Genomic DNA, 19,634 nt, shown 5'->3' on the forward strand with positions numbered 1-19,634 from the left:
AGCCTCAAAAATCTAATTAATCTAGTAAATTTCGTTGGGTTACACTTTCGCTGAACCCAACCGACAATTACACCTTCTTAATTTGCAAACTCTTTAAATATTCCTCTGGTTTTTCAGGGTCAAATTTAACCCCATCAAAAAATGTTTCCACACCGCGAGAAGAACTTGCTGGAATTTCCGCAGCAGCCACACCCAAAGCCTTAGCAGCTTGTTTCCATATATCTTCTCTATTGACCTGATCAACAATTTCCTTCACTTTTGTATCTTTAGGTAAATAACCCCAACGAATTTCTTCAGTTAAGAACCAAGTATCATGACTTTTATAGGGATAAGAAGCATTATCTTCCCAATATTTCATGCGATATGCAAAGTTTTGCTCTTTGCGTCCATCACCATAATCAATATTACCTTTAGCCCGTTCTAAAATATCAGCTACGGCGACATTAAAGTATTTCCTATCAGCGCAGATTTTACACATTTCTTCTTTGTTTTCTGCCTGATCACACCATTGTTGTGCTTCCATAATTGCCATTAATAATGCTTGTGTAGCATTGGGATTTTTATCAACCCAATCTTGACGCATAGCAAAGGCTTTTTCTGGATGGTTATTCCATAGTTCACCTGTAGATAAAGCTGTATAACCTAATTTTTGACTTACCAATTGAGCATTCCAAGGTTCTCCTACACAAAAAGCATCAACAGTTCCAACTTTCATATTTGCTACCATTTGTGGTGGTGGTACTGCTTGCAAAATTACATCTTGATCAGGATTAATACCCCCTGCTGCTAACCAATAGCGCATCCATAAATCATGAGTACCACCGGGAAAAGTCATAGCAACTTTTATAGATTTTTTATCGGCTTTGGCTTTATTTACAGACTCTTTTAGTAATTTACTTTGTAAACCAACTTTCAAATCTTTGAATTTTTCAGCAACTGAAATCGCTTGACCATTGATATTTAACCGCGCCAAAAGATACATTGGCACTTTATCATTCATGGTCAACAGATAGGGCATAGGGGTAAGAATATGTGCGCCATCAATACCACCACCAGATGAGCCAATTTTTAAGTTATCGCGGGTGACTGGCCAGGATTTTTGTTTGCTGACTTCTACATCAGTCATACCATATTTAGTAAAGAAACCTTTTTCTTTAGCAATAATTAAAGGTGCGGAATCTGTTAAAGCAATAAATCCTAATTTGGCTGTGGTTGTTTCAACTTTTGGGGCATTACTAACTTTGGAATTATTAGCTAGTTTGCTATTGGAAGAAGCACTATCTGTTTTTACTGAATCAGAGTTACTAGATGAACAGCCGTGCGCCAAGATAGAAGTTACGGTTGCTACACTTGAGGTAATAATAAATTTTCTGCGAGAAATATTGCTCATGGGAAACTCTTGATTAATTTTAATTTGGGTTTGCAGTTATCTCTGGATTTTGGCGATTAAATTAATTTAAGGAGGAATCAAAGCCTGTTACTTAAGTTTTGCACCAAATTTATGAATAAGTAAATCTCTTAATATGGGTTGTAAGTCTTCGCAGGGAATACTTTTTTTAACACAAGTTCCTAAATGTGCATCTTTCCCGACTGTTCCACCCATATAAATATCCACACCTTCTAACATTTGTCCATTTTTACGCACTTTAGTTCCCATTAAGCCAATATCTGCTACTTGGGGCTGTCCACAGGAGTTAGGGCATCCTGTCCAATGAATTCGCACAGGACGTGATAAAGTTAGTTCAGATTCCAATGATTTTATCATTGCTAAGGCACGATTTTTGGTTTCTATCAAGGCAAAGTTGCAAAATTGTGCGCCTGTACATGATACTAGCGATCGCATTAATAAGCCAGGATTAACTGAAAATTTCTCTAATACTGATTCTGTGAAAAATGCTGTTAAACTGGAATCAGGAATATTCGGGATAATGATATTTTGTTCAACGGTAAACCGGATTTCTCCACTTCCATAAACTTCGGACAATCGGGCAATTTCAACCATATCATCAGCAGACAATCTTCCCACGGGAATATTTAAACCTGCGTAGTTAAATCCAGATTGTTTTTGTTTATATATGCCCACATGATCCCGTTTTTCCCAGTCAATTTGATCTTTATCTACTGCGGGTAATAATGATTGACCAAAACGTTTTTCTACTTCGGCGCGGAATTTTTCTATCCCCCATTCATCAAGTAGCCACATTAGCCGGGCTTTTAGTCTATTTGCGCGTAAGCCATGATCTCGGAATATCTCGACAATGACTTTGGATAATAATACAACTTGGGCGGGCAATACCCAAACATTCAGAGGAATGGCTGCTTCACAACGCTTTGCGGAAAATAAACCGCCGACAATGACGTTAAAACCAAAGATTGGGACTTGATCTTCATTTCCCCAAAAAGCGGGAATAAAGGCTAAATCATTAATTTCTGCGTGAACTGAATTATCTCTTCCTCCAGTAATTGCAATATTAAATTTCCGGGGAAGATTGCTAAATTCTGGATTACCTTCACCATTATTAGTCAGCATATCTTGGATTTGCTGGACTAATTCTCTGGTATCATAAAACTCATCCGCATCTAAACCCGCGACAGGATCACCTGTAATATTACGGACGTTATCCATCCCCGATTGGATAGTAGTCAATCCGACTTTGTGAAATTTATTAAAGATATCGGGAATATCTGCCAAATTGATCCCGCGTAGTTGTATATTCTGTCTGGTGGTAATATCGGCGCTGCCATTTTCACCGTAACGCTGTACCACTTCTGCGAAAGCAGACATTTGATTGCTGTTGAGAATGCCGTTAGGTAGACGCATTCGCATCATGAATTTACCGGGAGTGACAGGACGGAAAAATACACCTAACCATTTTAGGCGATGGTTAAGGTCGTTTTCGTCCATTGCTTCCCAACCGATTTGGGCAAAATTCTCTATTTCGTTTTTAACTGCGAGTCCGTCTTTTTCGGCTTTGAATTTCTCGAATTTATTGAGTTTGTCTGTGGTAGTTGCTGTTTCTATCATTATGCTTTTTTTGGGGAAACAGGACTGAATTAACTGTGTATCCGTGTTCTTATCGGTTTTGTACTTGCCACTTTGGGGAAATAACTGATAGTAGTTTCCTGGTTGGTGGTGTAACAGTTGCGATGTTGTTAAGTTAGTGTAATTTTTGATGACAGTTCGTATAGTAGGTTACTAAATTTGAGAGATTCTAAAAAAAGTGGATATAGAAATTGCGGTTTTTGCATAATTAATAGGAGATTATTTTTAATAGATGTGTTTATATAGATAAAAGCAACAATTACTTATTACTTCCAGTCTCTAACTGGGAATACCTACCAGGAGGTTCTGCCTCCAATCCCAGAATACAGGCTACTTGACCCAATTTTGTGCTGATAGTTGAGGCAGAGCCTCATCAACTGCATTCCTAGTCAGAGGCTAGGAACGAGGAAACGGTAAAGAATTGTCATTCACAAACATAAACTCCAAGAAATTTCAAACCCTGTCCGATTATTTAGTTAAGAATTGCATGAATTTTTAGACATAGCATTAGATGTCAATAACAAATAATAAATTTCAAATAATGTGACACATCGTCCGTAGACTGATAGTCCATAAACGCTCAAAATCAGCAGATGGACGAATCAAAACAAAAAATTCTGAATGCTTTAGGTTATCTAGTCAGACAACGCAGAACGGAGTTAGGAATTTCACAAGAGGAGTTAGGACTACGTGCTAACTTAGACCGCACATACATTTCTGGTGTAGAACGTGGAGTTAGAAATCCTTCCCTCACTGCTCTTGTAAGTCTTGCAGATGGCTTAGGTATTAGTGTTTCCGTTCTGCTCAAAAATCTGGAAATTGAAGCCGATAGAATACAGTGACAAACCAACAAAATTTAGTTGAGACAATTAAAGCCCAATTTAGACAAGGAGCAACTCAATTACAAGTCTTTAACCTCTTATCAGATCAAAAATGGCATTGTAGAGAGTGCGAAGGCAAAAACGTAGGATCAACTCAGTATGCCGGTGGTGGAGGTATTCAGGGATTACAACGCGGGACAAGAAGTCGTCCTGGTCTTGTCATTGAAACACAAAAGAATTTTTGTCCAACTTGTCAACAAATACGTTTAGGAGATTGCTGGACAGGAGAGATAAAATCGGCTAATTCAGCTTCTAATATACCAGCTTCTTTAGTTCAAAGAATTCTCCAGGCTTATTCATATACAGATGTAATAGAACAGAGACAAAGAGAGAAGCATGAGCTAGTTATTGACCATAGGTTTCCAATGGAACGTTGGGGAAAAAGTGAAGCTCCACATTTAACTTCTATGAGTGAAACCGAAATTAGGAAAAAGTTTCAATTACTCAAGAAAGATGCGTCTGGAAATCATAATCTTTTAAAGTCGAGAAGTTGTGAACGTTGTATAAAAACTGGTAAACGCGGTACACCTTTTGGTATTAAATTCTGGTATAAATCAGGTGAAAATTGGCCTTCCCAACATCAGCGAGGTGATGAAGCTGAGGAAGGTTGTATTGGTTGCAGAAGTGTTGAATGTTAGGAAAAGATTAAAAAAAAGTACCATAATTTGATACAATCTAAAAAAATCTAGATAAAGAATTATCAAATTATGCGCTTAAAGAATTTCCCAGAAGTGGTCAAAACAATATTGAAACCATTGCCCAAAAAAGATTATCCAGTTCTGGACACATTTTCATTTGTATCAGTGTGGTTACAGTATGTCATGGATAAAAGTATAGTGAGTATGAGAGATTTATTTCAAAGACTAAATAATCAAGGGATAGATTTAAAAATATCAAATTTTTCCAAGGCAAGTAAAAAGAGAGATACTCAAGTATTTTTGGAGATAATAACTGAATTAAACAATCAACTGAGAAAGAAAAAAGGAAAGGAAGAAACCCAAGCATTATTTCCTATAGATTCAACAATTATTACATTAACAAGTAAATTATTATGGAGTCAAGGATATCATCAAGTAAAACTATTTTGTGGGTTAGATAGTTTGACATCAGAAGTTGGTGGAATGGTGATTCATTTTGGGCAAGGACATGACCATAAATATGGACAAGAAACAGTAGAAGCAATTCCGTCAAAAGGAGTAGGGATAATGGATAGAGGATTTGCATCCTCCGAAAGAATATCTGAATTAAAACAACAAAAAAATAAAGCTTTTGTCTTAAGAATTAAAAATAATGTCACTTTAGAAATGCTAGAAAATGGTAATTGTAAAGTTGGCAAAGATGAAAGAGAAGTGGAAATTAGAGTAGTAGCATTTTGTGATATAGAAACTAAGAGTGAATTTCGTTTAGCAACAAACTTATTAAATGAAGGAGAAGAGCAAGTTAGTAATCAAGAGATTATGGAAATTTACATACAAAGATGGCAAATTGAATTGTTATGGAAATTCTTAAAAATGCACCTCAAGTTAGACAGACTTATGACAAAGAATGAGAATGGAATTAGAATTCAGATAATGTGCTGTTTAATCGCTTATTTGATATTGCAACTAATAGAAATACCGCAAGAATTTGGCAAAACTTTATTAGATAAACTCCGTTATCTTCAGTCCTATATGTGTCAGGAAATAAGTTATGTTCATTGGTTTAGAAAACTTATTTGGATAAGATGAAAAATAGCACTTATAGGCTAAGTTTATTTCAATATGTAAAGTTTTATTACGCTATTCAACATTTCTGTATTGGTTGTGGTTGGTATGATTTTGAAACTTGGCGTAATGCACTTAACCAAAAACTATCTCAGGTTGATCAAAATGAGGTAAATTAGCAGATTGTCTTATGTTAATTGCAATATCATTTAAGTAAGGAATCAGTGCATAACCAATACACTCTGCTAAACGTGGTGGTACAGCATTGCCAATTTGCCACATCGCTTTTTTCATACTACCTTCAAAAATAAACGAATCGGGAAATGTTTGTAATCTGGCCATTTCCCTAGCGGAAATCACGCGATTTAAATATGGATGAATATGTGTACCACCATGATTTTCTTTCACAGTCATACTTGGTTTACCAGGATATTGTCGTTTGAAAGCATCAACATATTTTGTATATAAAGAACCACCAGGAGGAACTTGAGCAAGACGTTCCATATACTCCTGTGAATGTTTGGTCCATTCGTGATTAATTTCCGATATTCGAGTGTATTCTGGTAAATCAGAAATTGCTGATTCAATAGGTTTGTATTCTTCTTGGTTTAATTGCGCTTGAGGATAAGGATTTGGCATTCCAAATCTATTAGCGATAAAAATAGCTCTTGGTCGAATTTGTGGGACTCCATAAGCCGCAGATTCCAGAATTGCCACAGAAATATGAGGATAACCAATAGACTCAAAAGCTTCAATAATTGCCGTCTTTATATCCCCTCTTTGAATTGTCAAAATACCTGGTACATTTTCCATCACTACATACCAAGGGCGTATTTCGGAAACAACACGCACAAATTCATAAAATAATCTATTTCGAGGATCTTTTGGATCACGTTTTCCGGCTACTGAAAATCCTTGACATGGTGGACCACCAACAACAACATTTACATCAGGTGAGCCGATTTGTTGCAGCCAATATTGGGGAGAAAATTGTTCAATATCTCCACAGAAATGATGACATTGTGGGAAATTTTTTTTGTGCGTAGCAGAAGCAATTGGACTAATTTCTACACTAGCCAATGGTGTGAATCCAGCTTGAAATAAACCTTGTGTGATTCCCCCAGCACCACAAAACAGATCCACAAAAGTATATTTAGATAATGGACTGGGTGGGGAACTAACATCAGTAAATATCTTATATGGATCAGATTTATCTTCATCTAGTTCGCGCTGAATACGCTCATAACGTCCTAATTTCGGCTTCTTTTGCTTTTGGCTAGGATTATGCTCATCCTCGTTAGGAAAAAAAGAAATTTGTGTTCCTTGCATTCGATAATTGACATGAATGTTTGCTGTGACATATAGTCTACAATACATCAATCATAGCAAAATTAGCAACCTAATCCTAAAAACGAGAAAATTTATCTCGTTATCTGACACAATCTATTACTTAGAAATTAACACTGGAGTAATGAACAAACATCACACAACTAAAAAATGCTACAATGTACAAAACTAGAAAATTTAGAGAGTCATTTGCTATAATTGTACTTAAAAATAGTTATTTGAGGTAAGTTACTATGATTACAAAACAAATGATTCAAGAGAAACTCAAAAATTTAACAGAAGAACAACTTAATCAAGTTTATGGAATTATTGAACAGTTAAGCGATTCAGAAAATGCTGTTAAAAAACCTAGTCTCATGTCCAAATTACGCAAAATTAAAATTGATGCTCCTGAAGATTTCTCGATTCAAGTTAGTGTTAGTTTAGGGAGAGATGTAAGTGAGGGATAAAATTTTTGTTGATACGCTGTTTATTGTAGATTTAATAAACAAACGGGATCAATATCATCAAAGGGCTTTAGAATTAGCTCAAAAATTTGAAAATTATCCTTTGATAACCACTGATGCAATTTTATTAGAAGTTGGTAATGCTTTATCGAGTAATTATAAAAGTGAAGCAGTTGAATTAATGCAAACTTTTTTAAATTCTGATGATATAGAAGTTATCCGCTTAAATCCTGAATTATTTGAGGAAGCATTAAATTTATACAAACAACATCAAGATAAATCATGGGGTTTAGTTGATTGTGTTTCTTTTGTGGTAATGAAACAAAATAAAGTTACTCAAGCTTTAACTTTTGATAAGCATTTTATTCAAGCTAGTTTTCAAGCATTAATGAGATAATTAGGTATCGCATCATTTTAAACAGAGAATTAAGCAAAAGCAAACTCAGTTAATTTGCGAGTTTCTGGATCATAAAAAGCTAAAACAATATCTTCTTTCGGTACACCTTCTCTTAATAAATCCGTAGCTATTCCCTCTTCAGTCCAATCTTCCTCAATGTAAATTTTCTCATTTTTAATGCGAATATAAACAGAAATTGTTTTTACTCGTTTATCATTTTTCCAACCAATATTAAACCAAAGATATTGACTTCTTTGATCATCAAACATTAACACCTCATCTATATCAGGATCAATTACTTGTGATGAGATTTTTTCATATTCAGTTAAAATTTGTTTGATTAAGTTTTGATAATGAGTTAGCTTGTCCATTTGATCACCTCTTCTTGATTAATATCAATAACTAATAGTGAAACTTGATATTTTTGTAAAATCAGTTGAATAGCAACTTGTTCAAAAAACTTTTCATAAATATTTTTACCGATTGCTAAAAATACTTTATATTCAGGATGAGTAGCCAAAAGAAAAGTTTGATAAATCAGATATTGACCTAAAGCTGTTTCAAATTCACGCATGGGAGAACGACTCAAAAAACTTTTAACTTCAATAACAATTTGTTCACTCTCTTTTGTCGCAGCAATCGTTTTTTCACCAGCTAAATCAGCGATAAGTCTGATTTCTTCACACTTAATCGGATAAGGATCAGCGGTAATCGTCCAACCAGCCTTAATTAAAGCATTTTTAACCGCATCATGGTAAGTATCCTTTGCTGGCATTGTTTTATTTGTAATTACAAGGTAAACATTACCCACTTTAATATTATACTAAACCAAAACGGCATCATATATAAAACTTAATAATTAAAAAATTAACTTCAAAATCTTTATGAACAACAAGATCCCCGACTTCTCTGAGAAGTCGGGGATCTGAAACTCTAGGACAAATGCTAGAATATATAACATCCATGAATATCATTTACATTTCCCTGGAGGAAATATTATGTTATCAACAGAACTTCAACAAGAATCCATGATCAACAGAATTGAGAAGATTGTGGCTATTTTAATGGAAGAACGTCCCTTGTTTAAAGAAGAACTTAATCCAAGAGAAATGGTTGAACATTTATATCATATCGTTCAGCAAAACTTAACCAAAGAACAATTTAATAACTTATCTGAAGTTGTATACCTATTTTGAAATCAAGAGAGGTTTACTAGCTATTAATTCCCCTAAACAAACAGAAATTTCTAATAAGATTGGACAAGATTATCAAATTATTTTATTAGATGATTTAGCGATTTTAGAAAAAGGGCTAATAGTCAAAGATTTATGGGGATTTTTAGTCATCTTCAGATGACTTCTGCTATGAGACTGGGAATTCATTCCCAGGCGGGCTATGGGTTTTACGTTAAGTTGACATTGCTTCCACAACCGCCCAGAAATGAATTATGGCTTACGCTACGCTATCAGGGCTAATAGTCAAAGATTTATGGGGATTTTTAGTCATCTTCAGATGACTTCTGCTATGAGACTGGGAATTTATTCCCAGGCGGGCTATGGGTTTTACGTTAAGTTGACACCAATAAGCTCATGCTTTACCCCTACAAATCTAGGTTTTTCGTAATTCTTAAAAGTCCATGTCCCAACCCTGTTGAGTAAGTAATTGGACAAAAATATTTACAGTCATTGCGAGGGAAGGGAAGCAATCACAACCCTGGCGATTGCTTCATTTCACTTCGTTCCATATGGCTAACGCCACGCAACGCTTACACAATAACATTGTGTAATTAATTCTGTCTCATTACTTATAATAAGTACCGAAAGCCAAACATTTTTCTCTTGACATTCAATCTTGGTGACTTCTAAGCTATTATTTGGACACTACAAGACGGCGGATAACTGTAAAACTTACCCTGTACGCCTTTTGCATTCCGTCTTGCGTTAATACTCTGTTCCTAAAATAAGTAAACGGATAGACTATGATGATTTCAGAAACATTCAATTCAGTACCAGTAACCGTTTTGACTGGCTATTTAGGCGCGGGTAAAACTACATTATTAAATCATATTCTTACCTACGAACACGGTAAAAAAGTTGCCGTTATTGTTAACGAATTTGGCGAGGTAGGTATTGATAATCAATTGGTAATTGATGCAGATGAAGAAATCTTTGAAATGAATAATGGCTGTATTTGTTGTACAGTTCGCGGTGATTTAATTCGCATTATTGGCAATTTAATGAAACGCCGAGATAAATTTGATCATTTAGTCATTGAAACCACCGGTTTAGCAGATCCTGCACCTGTAATTCAAACGTTTTTTGTTGATGAAGATTTACAAAGTCAGTTGTCATTAGATGCAGTAGTCACAGTTGTTGATTCTAAACATATTTGGCAACATTGGGAAGCGGACGAGGCTCAAGAGCAAATTGCTTTTGCAGATGTAATTTTGTTGAATAAAACTGATTTAGTAACACCGGAAGTTTTAGATGAATTAGAAACTCGCATTCGCTCAATGAATGCAATGGCAAAAATCTACCGCACCCATAATTCTGAATTAGCAATGTCAGCTTTATTAGGAGTGCAAGCATTTGATTTAGATCATGCGTTAGAAATTGATCCTAATTTCTTAGGAGAAGATGCTCACGTCCATGATGAAAGCGTCTATTCTGTAGCGATAGTATCAGAAGGGACAATTAACGGTGAAAAATTAAATGCCTGGATGACAGAATTACTCAGAAATCAAGGTCTAGATATTTTCAGAATGAAAGGAATTTTAAATATTGAAAATGAAGATAATCGCTTTGTTTTCCAAGGTGTACACATGATATTTGATGGTAAAGCGGATAGACCTTGGAAAGTCAATGAAACTCGCAAAAATGAACTTGTATTTATTGGTAGAAATTTAGATGAAGCCAAATTAAAAGCAGACTTTTTTGCTTGTATGAGTTAGTAATACAATGGAGGCGGGGTTTCCTCGCCCCTACAGGTTTGGCGAATTGCTGTAAAAATAAAATATCACAACTATGAACTTAACAATTAATAAATCTCCAGAATTTACAAAACATTATTCTACAAAACTTGCAGATTATGTGACTGCTTTGGCTTGGTCTGCTGACGGTGAAATACTTGCAGCTAGTTCGGCTGCTGGAGAAGTTGTTTTATGGGAAAATGGCGAATTAACTAATTTACAAACAGCGACAGATAAAGCGGTAAATTGTTTGGCTTTTTCCCACGATGGTAAATATTTAGCTATTGGTGGACAAGATGGAAAAGTGAAAATTTGGTGCGGAAATAAATTAATTAGCACTTTAGAAAATGCCCCGATTTGGGTTGACCAATTAGCATGGAGTCACACCGATAACCAATTAGCTTTTAGTTTAGGTCGTTATGTGCAAATTTGGGATGCAGACACATTAGAAGTTGTTACAACTCTTAACTTTAATGATTCCTCTATTTTGGGAATTGATTGGCGTAAAGATGGCAAATATTTGGCTATTAATGGATATAAAGGCATAAAAATCTGGTCTACTCAAGATTGGGATGATGAACCATTTATTCTTCCTCTGTCTACCGTCAGTACAGCAATGGCTTGGTCTGATGATGGTAAGTATTTGGCATCTGGAAATATGGACCGGACTCTGACTGTTTTACAATGGGAACATCCTGATCCTTGGGTGATGCGGGGTTTTCCAGGGAAAATTCGTCATCTAGCTTGGTCAGACATAAAAACTCCCACAGATGCGCCCATTTTGGCTGTTTCTAGCGTTGATGGCATAGTAGCATGGGAGAAGTCGGTAGATGAATCTGTAGGCTGGGAGGCGCAAGTATTAACTAATCATCTGGATATCATTAATGCGATCGCTTTTGCACCCCAAAGTTTTATTCTCGCTTCTGCTGGTGCTGACGGTTGGCTATGTTTGTGGAATGAAAACAAAGAAGTTTCACAGATTTTTACTGACACTGAAGCCGGTTTTTCTACTCTATCTTGGCATCCCCAAGGACAATTATTAGCCGCTGGTGGTGAACAAGGTGAATTAATAATTTGGTCAATTTCTGGCGAAAATTAAAATTAATTGGTTTACATTTGGATGTGGGGGTAGCGCCCCCGTGCCTACCCCGGTATTTGGGGCAACCACAGGGGGTTTAGGTATCAAACCCACCCCAGTTGTAATTACAAATTAATTACCAATTATCGGCGCACTCAAAGAGACATTTTGTACTGCTTTGGTTGCGGCTAAGGTTGGTACAGAATCACGCAATCTTGCTGTTAATTGTACAGTTGTAGCGTCGTACATTTGGGTTAGCAATTTGGGATAAAAACCAATACCAATAATAGGTATCAACAAACAAGCAATGATAAAGACTTCACGGGGTTCAGCATCTATCAAATTCTGATGAGAAACTAACTCTTCATTTTCTTGTCCGTAGAAAATTTCGCGCAACATTGAAAGGAGATAAATTGGCGTTAAAATCACACCAACAGCCATCAAGAAAATGACAATGACTTTAAATGTCGAGTTATAAGCATCACTGGTGGCAAAACCGACAAATACCATTAATTCGGCGACAAAACCGCTCATTCCTGGTAATGCTAAAGAAGCCATTGAACAAGTTGTAAACATGGCGAAAATCTTTTGCATTTTTTTGCCGACACCACCCATTTCATCTAACATGAGGGTGTGTGTGCGATCGTAAGTTGCACCGACTAAAAAGAACAAACTTGCCCCAATTAAGCCGTGAGAAACCATTTGTAAAACTGCGCCACTTAAACCCAAGTCGGTGAAAGAGGCAATCCCAATGAGAACAAAGCCCATGTGGGAAATTGAAGAGTAGGCAATTTTCCGTTTTAAATTCCTTTGGGCAAAGGAAGTTAGGGCAGCGTAGATGATATTTACTACCCCCAAAACCACTAACACTGGTGCAACGTAAGCGTGGGCATCGGGTAGCATTTGGGCATTCATGCGAATTAAGGCATAACCACCCATTTTTAACAAAATACCTGCTAGTAACATATGCACGGGGGCTGTAGCCTCACCGTGAGCATCTGGTAGCCAGGTATGGAGGGGGATAATGGGCAGCTTGACAGCGTAGGCAATCAGGAAGCCAGCGTAGAGTAAAAGTTGTAAATTGAGTCCAAAATCTTTTAAGGCGAGCGATCGCATATCGAATGTCACTGTATCGCCATAAAACCCCATTGTCAAGGAAGACAGCAAAATAAACAGCGAACCACCAGCGGTGTACAAAATAAATTTAGTCGCTGCATACTGGCGCTTTTTCCCTCCCCAAATTGACAAAAGGAAGTATATGGGGACAAGTTCCAGTTCCCACACCAGGAAAAATAACAGCATATCCTGGACGGCAAAAACGGCAATTTGACCGCCATACATTGCCAAAATTAGGAAATAAAACAATTTCGGCTTTAGTGTTACAGGCCAAGCTGCTAAGATTGCCAGGGTGGTGATGAATCCTGTTAAGAGAACCAGGGGCATGGATAAGCCATCAACCCCTAAAGACCAATTTAAGCCCAATTGCGGAACCCAGGGATAACTTTCCACCAGTTGCAAATCGGGATTAGAGAAATCGTATCCAGTATAAAAAGCACAGACAATGAGGACAAAATCTATCAACCCGACAATGAGAGAATACCAGCGCACGGTTTTTCCATCTTTATCTGGGATAATGGGAAGGAGTAGTGATGCGGCTATGGGAAATAAAATAATCGTCGTCAGCCACGGGAAATTAGCTATATTCATCACAATTAATCTGCTATTAAAATCATGTTTGGCAGCAAGTTAGTATCTAATAAGTTCTAAATTACCTTAAATCAAGGATTACAGCCACAAGGTTAACATAGATGCTCAATTTAAGTTAATTTTTGATAAAAGAATTAACCAAATTTACCGTTAATGTAAGCTTTGGTGTCTTCCTGTTGAGGATCACTGAAAATCATCTCAGTTGAGTTGTACTCTACTAAGTAGCCACTACGTCCACCTGTTTCGGAAGCTTTAACGTTAAAAAACGCGGTTTTATCAGATACTCGTGATGCTTGGTGCATATTGTGGGTGACAATGACGATGGTATATTGTTCTTTGAGTTCGTGAATTAGTTCTTCTATCCGTGCAGTAGAGATAGGATCAAGGGCAGAACATGGTTCATCCATCAGGATAACTTCTGGTTGCACAGCGATCGCCCGCGCAATACATAAACGCTGTTGTTGTCCACCGGATAAGGATAAACCATTTTGTCGCAATTTATCCTTGACTTCATCCCACAAAGCTGCTTGTCGCAAACTCCGTTCCACCAATTCATTCATATCACCTCTGTAGCCATTGATTCTCGCACCAAAGGCAATATTTTCATAAATTGACTTGGGGAAGGGGTTGGGTTTTTGAAATACCATACCAATGCGTCTTCGCACTTCTACAGGATCAATATTCTGTGCATAGATATTTTTGTCGTAGAAATAAACTTTACCTTCGGGTCTAAATGAGTCAATTAAATCATTTAGCCGATTATAACATCGCAATAAGGTAGTTTTACCACAACCGGAAGGACCGATAAAAGCGGTGACTCGATTTTTAGGAATATCTAACCAAACATTTTGTAAAGCCAAAAAATTGCCATAATAGATATTTAAGTTTTCTGTGCGTAAAACCGATTCAGTTCCATTAATTGTGCTAATGATAGTATTCATAAAATCGGGCTTGATGAAAAAGTTTTTTTTGGTGATAGCTAAATTAAATCTTTTTTTCTAGTAACCCAGCGAGCAATAATACTAGTAATTAAAACCATGAATACAAGAATTAAAGACGCAGCCCAAGCTAAAGATTGCCAAGTTTGATAGGGAGAAGTGGCAAAATTGTATACTAAAACTGCTAGAGAAGCAGTTGGTTTGAGGATACTATCTGGCCAAAAAGAAGAAAAAAGAGCCGTAAATATTAATGGTGCAGTTTCTCCAGCCGCACGAGCGATCGCTAAAATAGAACCAGTGACAATTGCAGGTAATGCAGTTGGTAATACCACCAAGATCACAGTTTGCAAATTAGTGCTTCCTAGTCCAATAGATGCTTGCCGTAAATCTTGAGACACTAATTGCAACGCCTCGTCTGTAGTTCGCACAATAATCGGTAACATCAAAATTGCTAGGGCGACTCCACCACCCAGGGCTGAGTAAGAACCTAAATTCAGCTTTACCAAGGTTAAAACCACAATTCCATAGGCAAATACCCCAGCAATGATCGAGGGAACTCCACTGAGAACATTAGTAGCGAAACGTATCCATCTGGCAATTCTTCGAGAACTAAACTCACTTAAATGAATTGCCGCCAACACACCAACAGGAACACTAATTATAGCAGCTATTCCTACCATTAATAATGTTCCCAAAATGGCATTTCCAAAACCGCCATTTTTACCAAAGGGAGGAGGGGGCAACTGTGTAAAAACATTGATATCTAAACTACTAAACCCTCTGATTACTACATAATAAAGCACTGCCAATAAAGGAATCAGTGCCAAAACTCCACAGACAAAAGCTAATCCAGTCATGACCATATTAACCAATGTTCGAGGAGACGAAAGAGAACGAGTTAGGCCTCCTTGCGGAAACAAAGAATTCATAATTTAACCAATATAACTTTTACTAATTTCATAAAACACAAAATTATCTGCGTTTATCCTCAGATCCCCGACTTCTTTTATTTATTGTGTCCAGAAACTATAAATTGATGTTAGAAGTCGGGGATCTTATGCATTCTAAATTCGCTGTACTCTTGCCACAATAAAATCCGCCAGAATATTGACGATCATTGTTAAGATAAATAAAACTAAAGCTGCATACATTAAAGCAGCAACTTGCAACCCATTAGCTTCAGCAAATTGATTTGCCAATAAAGAAGAAATCGTATTTGATGGTGCTAAGAAAGAGATATTAATATTATTAGCATTACCTATTAACATTGTCACAGCCATTGTTTCACCCATTGCCCTCCCAAGTGCCAACATTACTGCACTGACAATGCCAGAAAAGGCAGCAGGGATAATAACTTGAAAAATGGTTTCCCAACGGGTTGCACCTATTCCTAGAGCGGCTTGACGCAAACTTGAAGGTACAGAAATCAAGGCATCACGAGAGATAGCCGTGATAATTGGCAAAATCATAATTGCTAATATTACTCCTGCTGGTAACATCCCTGGTCCAGTGGGTGCAGAACTAAAAATTGGCAACCAGCCTAGATAAGTATGTAGCCATGTGCCTAGATTTTTTAACACAGGGATTAACACAAAAATTCCCCAGACTCCATAAACAACACTGGGAATAGCCGCTAGGAGTTCTACTAAAAATACCAGAACTAAATTTACCTGGGGGGGGAGGAAATTCTCACTCAATAAAATTGCTGTTCCTACACCAATAGGGAGGGCTAAAATCAGTCCAATTAAAGAACTGATGAGAGTTCCGTAAATTGCTGGGAGTACCCCATATTCATTATTAACAGGATTCCAATTGCTGCTAACAAGGAAATTAATTCCAAATTTTTGGATAGCTGGCCAAGCACTAATAGTAATTTGCAAGGTAATCCATAATAGAATAGCAGCGATCGCTAGGGCAAAAATTCGAGTGATGCAAATAAAACTCCGATCTAGATTTCTATCTATTTCTGAACGGTTTTTCGTAGTTAATGGATCTTCTTGAAAACTTGTAGTCATTTTCCTGACTCCTGACTCTTGACTCCTGACAGAGGGCGCAGGCCCTGCGCCCCTACCTCTTACCTTGAGAATTAGCACCAACAGAAATATGATAATCAGGACTAATTTGATCAGCCGCTGCTGCGACTTTAGCAATTACATTGGCTGGTAAAGGTACATATCCTAATTCACTAGCTATCTTTTGTCCATCAGTTAAAGCATACTCAATAGTTGCTTCCATTGCTTTAGCTTTGCGGGTATCAGCATATTTTTTATAGGCGAGAATCCAAGTGTAAGTTACTATTGGGTAGGATTCTGCACCTTCAGGATCGGAAATAAAAGCACGAAGATTTTCTGGTAAAGTTACTGATGCTAGAGTTTTAGATGCTGATTCTTCAGAAGCTAAAACAAACTGGTTGGATTTATTTTCTAAAGATGCAAATTTGAGTTTACTTTCCTTAGCATAGCCATATTCTACATAACCAATAGAACCTTGAGTTTGTTGAATTTGGGCGGTGACACCTTCATTACCTTTAGCACCAACTCCTATCGGCCATTTTACACTTTTACCTTCACCTACCTGAGTTTTCCATTCTGGACTAATGGTACTAAGATGTTTGGTGAAAACGCCCGTAGTTCCACTACCATCAGCGCGATAAATAACTTTGATTTCCTCTTTTGGTAATTTTACATCAGGATTGATTTTAGCGATCGCCGGATCATCCCAAAATTTAATTTTACCTAACAAAATATCCGTGTAAACTGCTCGTGATAACTGGAGTTGAGGAACTTCTGGCAAATTATAAGCTAGGACAATACTACCAGCAGTTAGAGGTAATAGTAGCACACCTTTTTCCGCCGGAACTTTGTTAATTTCTTCATCCTTCATCGCTACATCACTAGCACCAAAGTCTAATGTTCCTTGGGTAAACTGCTCAACACCCGCACCACTACCCACAGACTGATAATTAACTTTTAAATTGGGATATTTTTTGTTTAACTCTGTAAACCAAGTTTGATAAAGTGGTGCAGGAAAAGAAGCACCCGCGCCTATTAATTCTACATTACCTCCTAAATCTAGTTTCTGAGAATTGGCAGTAGTTGTATTTGTCGTTTTACCAGGAGACTCACTTATAATTGGATTCTTTGAGTTAGTTTCTCCACAAGCTGATAGACTAATTACTACTGTTAATAGAGATATTGCAACTATCAGGCGATGATTTTTCATGAAACTGATTTTAAGTAGAGCAATCCTATTTGAGTTGAATTTACTAAAATCTTTTTTTTCCTCTGCTTCTTGCTCCCCCAACTTACTCCTGAAACCATTGATTTATAAAGGCTTGAGTTGATCAAGCCTCCAGTTCGGGTCAGTGCGTCTGGGATTTCATTATATTCACTGAAAACTTGTCAAACATCCTCTTAAAGATAGGTTGATTATCCATTAAGGGAACACCAAAAAATAAATTACCCAATTTCGTGGGATGGGCATCCTGCCCGTCCTTGATGATTAGCGGGCTTTTCGTCCCGCACCACAAGAAATTTTTGGGTATTTTTTTAATTGGAAGTCCCTAAGTAGGTGAACACAATAAAACCAAACTGTGTAAAGAAACGTAAAATCGCTGAAAACGTCTTTACTCTTGCCTATTGCCTATTGCCTCTTGCCTCTTGCCTCTTGCCTATTGCCTCTTGCCTCTTGCCTCTTGCCTCTTGCCTGTTCCCTTTTCCCTGCCTTCACAGGCAACTTATTCAGCAAACCCTACTTAGGAGAATTTCAATGTATAATTTTACAATTTCTGTTATATTAGCGATCGCTTCTTCAAAAGTATCTCCTTGAGAAAGACAGCCCTGAAAAAGAGGACAAAAAGCATGATCATTTCCATTTTTCTCCTTTGCGAGAATGACGGTGTAATTGTAAACTTCTTGACCTTGCACCTACTGTTAATTAACCCTTGCGCCTAATCAATGTTTGCTGCCTCGAATCAACTGCTATGGTCTATGATAGGCTTGCTCCTCACAATGGGTGGTACTTTCCTGGAAGCTTATGGTGTTACCTCACCTTGGAACTGGAGTCAGCACGGAATTCAAACCCTTTCACTAGGTGTCAGCTATCAAATTGGTGCAGTCCTACTGGTAGGCTGTTTAGGAGGTCAAAATGCTGGTGCGCTCTCGCAAATTGCCTATTTAGTCATGGGATTAACCTTATTGCCTGTATTTGCCGAAGGAGGCGGTATCGGTTATGTTAAACTATCTCAGTTTGGCTATTTACTGGGATTTATTCCCGGAGCTTGGATTTGTGGATATTTAGCCTTTAAAGCTCGACCTCGGCTAGAAACTCTAGCTTTTAGTTGTCTTTGTGGCTTATTCACCGTTCACATCTGCGGTATTGCTTATTTAATCATCAGTTATATCTTACCCTGGAGAGGAACAGACAATCTATCACTGATTCAAGCTATTCTTAAATACTCCTGCTTTGCACTGCCAGGACAACTAGTGGTTGTTTGTGCCGTTACCATAGTAGCTTATGTGCTACGACATATAATGTTTTATTAGTCATTGGTCATTGGTCATTGGTCAGTAGCAAAGAAGAACAACTGACAGCTGACACCCGACAAATTTATCATGCGTATAAAAAATCGCTTCTTCTGGATTGCCGCTCTGATAGCATTTCTATTAGACCAACTGACAAAATACTGGGTAGTGAAGACCTTTAACCCAGGACAAACACTACCACTGTTGAGCGGGATATTTCATTTTACCTATGTTACTAATACAGGTGCAGCCTTTAGTTTATTAAGTGACAAAGTAGAATGGTTACGCTGGCTATCTTTAGGTGTCAGTTTGGTATTGATAACCATTGCATTATTTGGACCATTGTTAAGTTTTTGGGAGCAAATGGGTTATGGTTTGATTTTAGGGGGAGCAATGGGCAATGGTATTGATAGATTTATACTAGGGTATGTCATTGACTTTCTTGATTTTCGGTTAATTAATTTTGCCGTGTTTAATATGGCTGATTCTTTTATTAGTATTGGTATAGTCTGCTTGTTAATTGCCTCATGGAAAAAAACACCAAGTAATTAAAAAATTTAATTCTTCTTTTGGAAATTCCCCTACTTTCCCGTTAATTTTTAA

At 37.2% G+C, this 19,634-nt stretch carries 22 protein-coding genes; 11 read left to right on the top strand and 11 right to left on the bottom strand.

Annotated elements, in window-relative coordinates; all coding sequences use genetic code 11:
• Positions 1-67: 67 nt before the first annotated feature.
• The gene (locus AA650_RS11695) at positions 68-1,390 is read right to left on the bottom strand and encodes a CmpA/NrtA family ABC transporter substrate-binding protein (RefSeq protein ID WP_053539151.1); all 1,323 of its coding nucleotides are present in this window, start codon (positions 1,388-1,390) and stop codon (positions 68-70) included.
• Positions 1,391-1,477: 87 nt separating this feature from the next.
• Complete coding sequence (locus AA650_RS11700; protein WP_053539152.1) at positions 1,478-3,025, bottom strand: ferredoxin--nitrite reductase; 1,548 nt, start codon at positions 3,023-3,025, stop codon at positions 1,478-1,480.
• 611 nt (positions 3,026-3,636) lie between these two features.
• Between AA650_RS11700 and AA650_RS11705 the strand changes: the two genes are divergently transcribed.
• From AA650_RS11705 to AA650_RS11715, 3 genes are all read left to right on the top strand, one after another.
• On the top strand, positions 3,637-3,885 hold the full coding sequence (locus AA650_RS11705; RefSeq protein ID WP_053539153.1) for a helix-turn-helix domain-containing protein: 249 nt from the start codon (positions 3,637-3,639) through the stop codon (positions 3,883-3,885).
• A complete protein-coding gene (locus tag AA650_RS11710; protein ID WP_053539154.1) occupies positions 3,882-4,562 on the top strand; it encodes a hypothetical protein in 681 nt (226 codons plus the stop codon). The genes AA650_RS11705 and AA650_RS11710 overlap by 4 nt, the downstream gene beginning before the upstream one ends.
• Positions 4,563-4,631: 69 nt before the next feature.
• Positions 4,632-5,651, top strand: a complete 1,020-nt coding sequence (locus AA650_RS11715; RefSeq protein ID WP_053537527.1) for a transposase — start codon at positions 4,632-4,634, stop codon at positions 5,649-5,651.
• A 111-nt stretch (positions 5,652-5,762) separates the two neighbouring features.
• On the opposite strand, the gene AA650_RS11720 is transcribed toward AA650_RS11715, so the two are convergent.
• Complete coding sequence (locus AA650_RS11720; RefSeq protein WP_234413378.1) at positions 5,763-7,004, bottom strand: DNA cytosine methyltransferase; 1,242 nt, start codon at positions 7,002-7,004, stop codon at positions 5,763-5,765.
• A gap of 203 nt (positions 7,005-7,207) precedes the next feature.
• On the opposite strand from AA650_RS11720, the gene AA650_RS11725 reads away from it, so the two are divergent.
• Positions 7,208-7,423: a hypothetical protein gene (locus AA650_RS11725; protein ID WP_053539156.1), complete on the top strand. Its 216-nt coding sequence runs from the start codon at positions 7,208-7,210 to the stop codon at positions 7,421-7,423.
• Positions 7,413-7,817, top strand: a complete 405-nt coding sequence (locus AA650_RS11730) for a type II toxin-antitoxin system VapC family toxin (RefSeq protein WP_053539157.1) — start codon at positions 7,413-7,415, stop codon at positions 7,815-7,817. The genes AA650_RS11725 and AA650_RS11730 overlap by 11 nt, the downstream gene beginning before the upstream one ends.
• Before the next feature lie 29 nt (positions 7,818-7,846).
• On the opposite strand, the gene AA650_RS11735 is transcribed toward AA650_RS11730, so the two are convergent.
• Together AA650_RS11735 and AA650_RS11740 are read right to left on the bottom strand one after the other, a co-directional pair.
• The gene (locus tag AA650_RS11735) at positions 7,847-8,188 is read right to left on the bottom strand and encodes a XisI protein (protein ID WP_053539158.1); all 342 of its coding nucleotides are present in this window, start codon (positions 8,186-8,188) and stop codon (positions 7,847-7,849) included.
• A complete protein-coding gene (locus tag AA650_RS11740; protein ID WP_053539159.1) occupies positions 8,176-8,592 on the bottom strand; it encodes a XisH family protein in 417 nt (138 codons plus the stop codon). Before AA650_RS11740 ends, AA650_RS11735 begins: the two co-directional genes overlap by 13 nt.
• Before the next feature lie 223 nt (positions 8,593-8,815).
• On the opposite strand from AA650_RS11740, the gene AA650_RS11745 reads away from it, so the two are divergent.
• The 4 genes from AA650_RS11745 to AA650_RS11755 all read left to right on the top strand — a co-directional run bounded on the left by AA650_RS11745 (position 8,816) and on the right by AA650_RS11755 (position 11,884).
• Entirely contained in the window at positions 8,816-9,013 is a 198-nt protein-coding gene (locus tag AA650_RS11745; protein ID WP_190384428.1) for a hypothetical protein, read from the top strand.
• Positions 8,997-9,173: a hypothetical protein gene (locus tag AA650_RS27880; protein ID WP_199924434.1), complete on the top strand. Its 177-nt coding sequence runs from the start codon at positions 8,997-8,999 to the stop codon at positions 9,171-9,173. Before AA650_RS11745 ends, AA650_RS27880 begins: the two co-directional genes overlap by 17 nt.
• 622 nt (positions 9,174-9,795) lie before the next feature.
• The gene (locus AA650_RS11750; protein WP_027400657.1) at positions 9,796-10,767 is read left to right on the top strand and encodes a CobW family GTP-binding protein; all 972 of its coding nucleotides are present in this window, start codon (positions 9,796-9,798) and stop codon (positions 10,765-10,767) included.
• A 73-nt stretch (positions 10,768-10,840) separates the two neighbouring features.
• On the top strand, positions 10,841-11,884 hold the full coding sequence (locus tag AA650_RS11755; protein ID WP_053539160.1) for a WD40 repeat domain-containing protein: 1,044 nt from the start codon (positions 10,841-10,843) through the stop codon (positions 11,882-11,884).
• A 111-nt stretch (positions 11,885-11,995) separates the two neighbouring features.
• Here AA650_RS11755 and ndhD1 read toward each other — a convergent pair whose 3' ends face one another.
• The 6 genes from ndhD1 to AA650_RS11785 all read right to left on the bottom strand — a co-directional run bounded on the left by ndhD1 (position 11,996) and on the right by AA650_RS11785 (position 18,434).
• Positions 11,996-13,570 (bottom strand): photosynthetic/respiratory NAD(P)H-quinone oxidoreductase subunit D1, encoded by a 1,575-nt coding sequence (ndhD1, locus tag AA650_RS11760; protein WP_053539161.1) that lies wholly within the window; start codon positions 13,568-13,570, stop codon positions 11,996-11,998.
• Between the two features lie 134 nt (positions 13,571-13,704).
• On the bottom strand, positions 13,705-14,511 hold the full coding sequence (gene pstB / locus AA650_RS11765; protein ID WP_027400654.1) for a phosphate ABC transporter ATP-binding protein PstB: 807 nt from the start codon (positions 14,509-14,511) through the stop codon (positions 13,705-13,707).
• A 38-nt stretch (positions 14,512-14,549) separates the two neighbouring features.
• A complete protein-coding gene (gene pstA / locus AA650_RS11770) occupies positions 14,550-15,437 on the bottom strand; it encodes a phosphate ABC transporter permease PstA (RefSeq protein ID WP_053539162.1) in 888 nt (295 codons plus the stop codon).
• A 135-nt stretch (positions 15,438-15,572) separates the two neighbouring features.
• The gene (gene pstC / locus AA650_RS11775) at positions 15,573-16,523 is read right to left on the bottom strand and encodes a phosphate ABC transporter permease subunit PstC (RefSeq protein WP_053539163.1); all 951 of its coding nucleotides are present in this window, start codon (positions 16,521-16,523) and stop codon (positions 15,573-15,575) included.
• Between the two features lie 52 nt (positions 16,524-16,575).
• A complete protein-coding gene (gene pstS, locus AA650_RS11780; protein WP_053541267.1) occupies positions 16,576-17,730 on the bottom strand; it encodes a phosphate ABC transporter substrate-binding protein PstS in 1,155 nt (384 codons plus the stop codon).
• 518 nt (positions 17,731-18,248) lie between these two features.
• Positions 18,249-18,434 carry a type II toxin-antitoxin system HicB family antitoxin gene (locus tag AA650_RS11785; protein WP_035081131.1) on the bottom strand — a complete coding sequence of 62 codons (186 nt, stop codon included), beginning with the start codon at positions 18,432-18,434 and terminating at the stop codon, positions 18,249-18,251.
• 30 nt (positions 18,435-18,464) lie between these two features.
• On the opposite strand from AA650_RS11785, the gene AA650_RS11790 reads away from it, so the two are divergent.
• Positions 18,465-19,052: a biotin transporter BioY gene (locus AA650_RS11790; protein ID WP_053539164.1), complete on the top strand. Its 588-nt coding sequence runs from the start codon at positions 18,465-18,467 to the stop codon at positions 19,050-19,052.
• Positions 19,053-19,121: 69 nt separating this feature from the next.
• Entirely contained in the window at positions 19,122-19,583 is a 462-nt protein-coding gene (lspA, locus tag AA650_RS11795) for a signal peptidase II (protein ID WP_053539165.1), read from the top strand.
• Positions 19,584-19,634 lie beyond the last annotated feature (51 nt).

The sequence above is a fragment of the Anabaena sp. WA102 genome, assembly GCF_001277295.1.
In the GTDB taxonomy this organism is placed as follows: domain Bacteria; phylum Cyanobacteriota; class Cyanobacteriia; order Cyanobacteriales; family Nostocaceae; genus Dolichospermum; species Dolichospermum heterosporum.

What these genes read in the sequence shown, in the direction of transcription:
- AA650_RS11695 (WP_053539151.1), bottom strand. Translation starts at nt 1,390, where the DNA reads ATGAGCAATATTTCTCGCAGAAAATTTATTATTACCTCAAGTGTAGCA.
- AA650_RS11700 (WP_053539152.1), bottom strand. Translation starts at nt 3,025, where the DNA reads ATGATAGAAACAGCAACTACCACAGACAAACTCAATAAATTCGAGAAA.
- AA650_RS11705 (WP_053539153.1), top strand. Translation starts at nt 3,637, where the DNA reads ATGGACGAATCAAAACAAAAAATTCTGAATGCTTTAGGTTATCTAGTC.
- AA650_RS11715 (WP_053537527.1), top strand. Translation starts at nt 4,632, where the DNA reads ATGCGCTTAAAGAATTTCCCAGAAGTGGTCAAAACAATATTGAAACCA.
- AA650_RS11720 (WP_234413378.1), bottom strand. Translation starts at nt 7,004, where the DNA reads ATGTATTGTAGACTATATGTCACAGCAAACATTCATGTCAATTATCGA.
- AA650_RS11725 (WP_053539156.1), top strand. Translation starts at nt 7,208, where the DNA reads ATGATTACAAAACAAATGATTCAAGAGAAACTCAAAAATTTAACAGAA.
- AA650_RS11735 (WP_053539158.1), bottom strand. Translation starts at nt 8,188, where the DNA reads ATGGACAAGCTAACTCATTATCAAAACTTAATCAAACAAATTTTAACT.
- AA650_RS11740 (WP_053539159.1), bottom strand. Translation starts at nt 8,592, where the DNA reads ATGCCAGCAAAGGATACTTACCATGATGCGGTTAAAAATGCTTTAATT.
- AA650_RS11745 (WP_190384428.1), top strand. Translation starts at nt 8,816, where the DNA reads ATGTTATCAACAGAACTTCAACAAGAATCCATGATCAACAGAATTGAG.
- AA650_RS11750 (WP_027400657.1), top strand. Translation starts at nt 9,796, where the DNA reads ATGATGATTTCAGAAACATTCAATTCAGTACCAGTAACCGTTTTGACT.
- AA650_RS11755 (WP_053539160.1), top strand. Translation starts at nt 10,841, where the DNA reads ATGAACTTAACAATTAATAAATCTCCAGAATTTACAAAACATTATTCT.
- ndhD1 (WP_053539161.1), bottom strand. Translation starts at nt 13,570, where the DNA reads ATGAATATAGCTAATTTCCCGTGGCTGACGACGATTATTTTATTTCCC.
- pstB (WP_027400654.1), bottom strand. Translation starts at nt 14,511, where the DNA reads ATGAATACTATCATTAGCACAATTAATGGAACTGAATCGGTTTTACGC.
- pstA (WP_053539162.1), bottom strand. Translation starts at nt 15,437, where the DNA reads ATGAATTCTTTGTTTCCGCAAGGAGGCCTAACTCGTTCTCTTTCGTCT.
- pstC (WP_053539163.1), bottom strand. Translation starts at nt 16,523, where the DNA reads ATGACTACAAGTTTTCAAGAAGATCCATTAACTACGAAAAACCGTTCA.
- pstS (WP_053541267.1), bottom strand. Translation starts at nt 17,730, where the DNA reads ATGAAAAATCATCGCCTGATAGTTGCAATATCTCTATTAACAGTAGTA.
- AA650_RS11790 (WP_053539164.1), top strand. Translation starts at nt 18,465, where the DNA reads ATGTTTGCTGCCTCGAATCAACTGCTATGGTCTATGATAGGCTTGCTC.
- lspA (WP_053539165.1), top strand. Translation starts at nt 19,122, where the DNA reads ATGCGTATAAAAAATCGCTTCTTCTGGATTGCCGCTCTGATAGCATTT.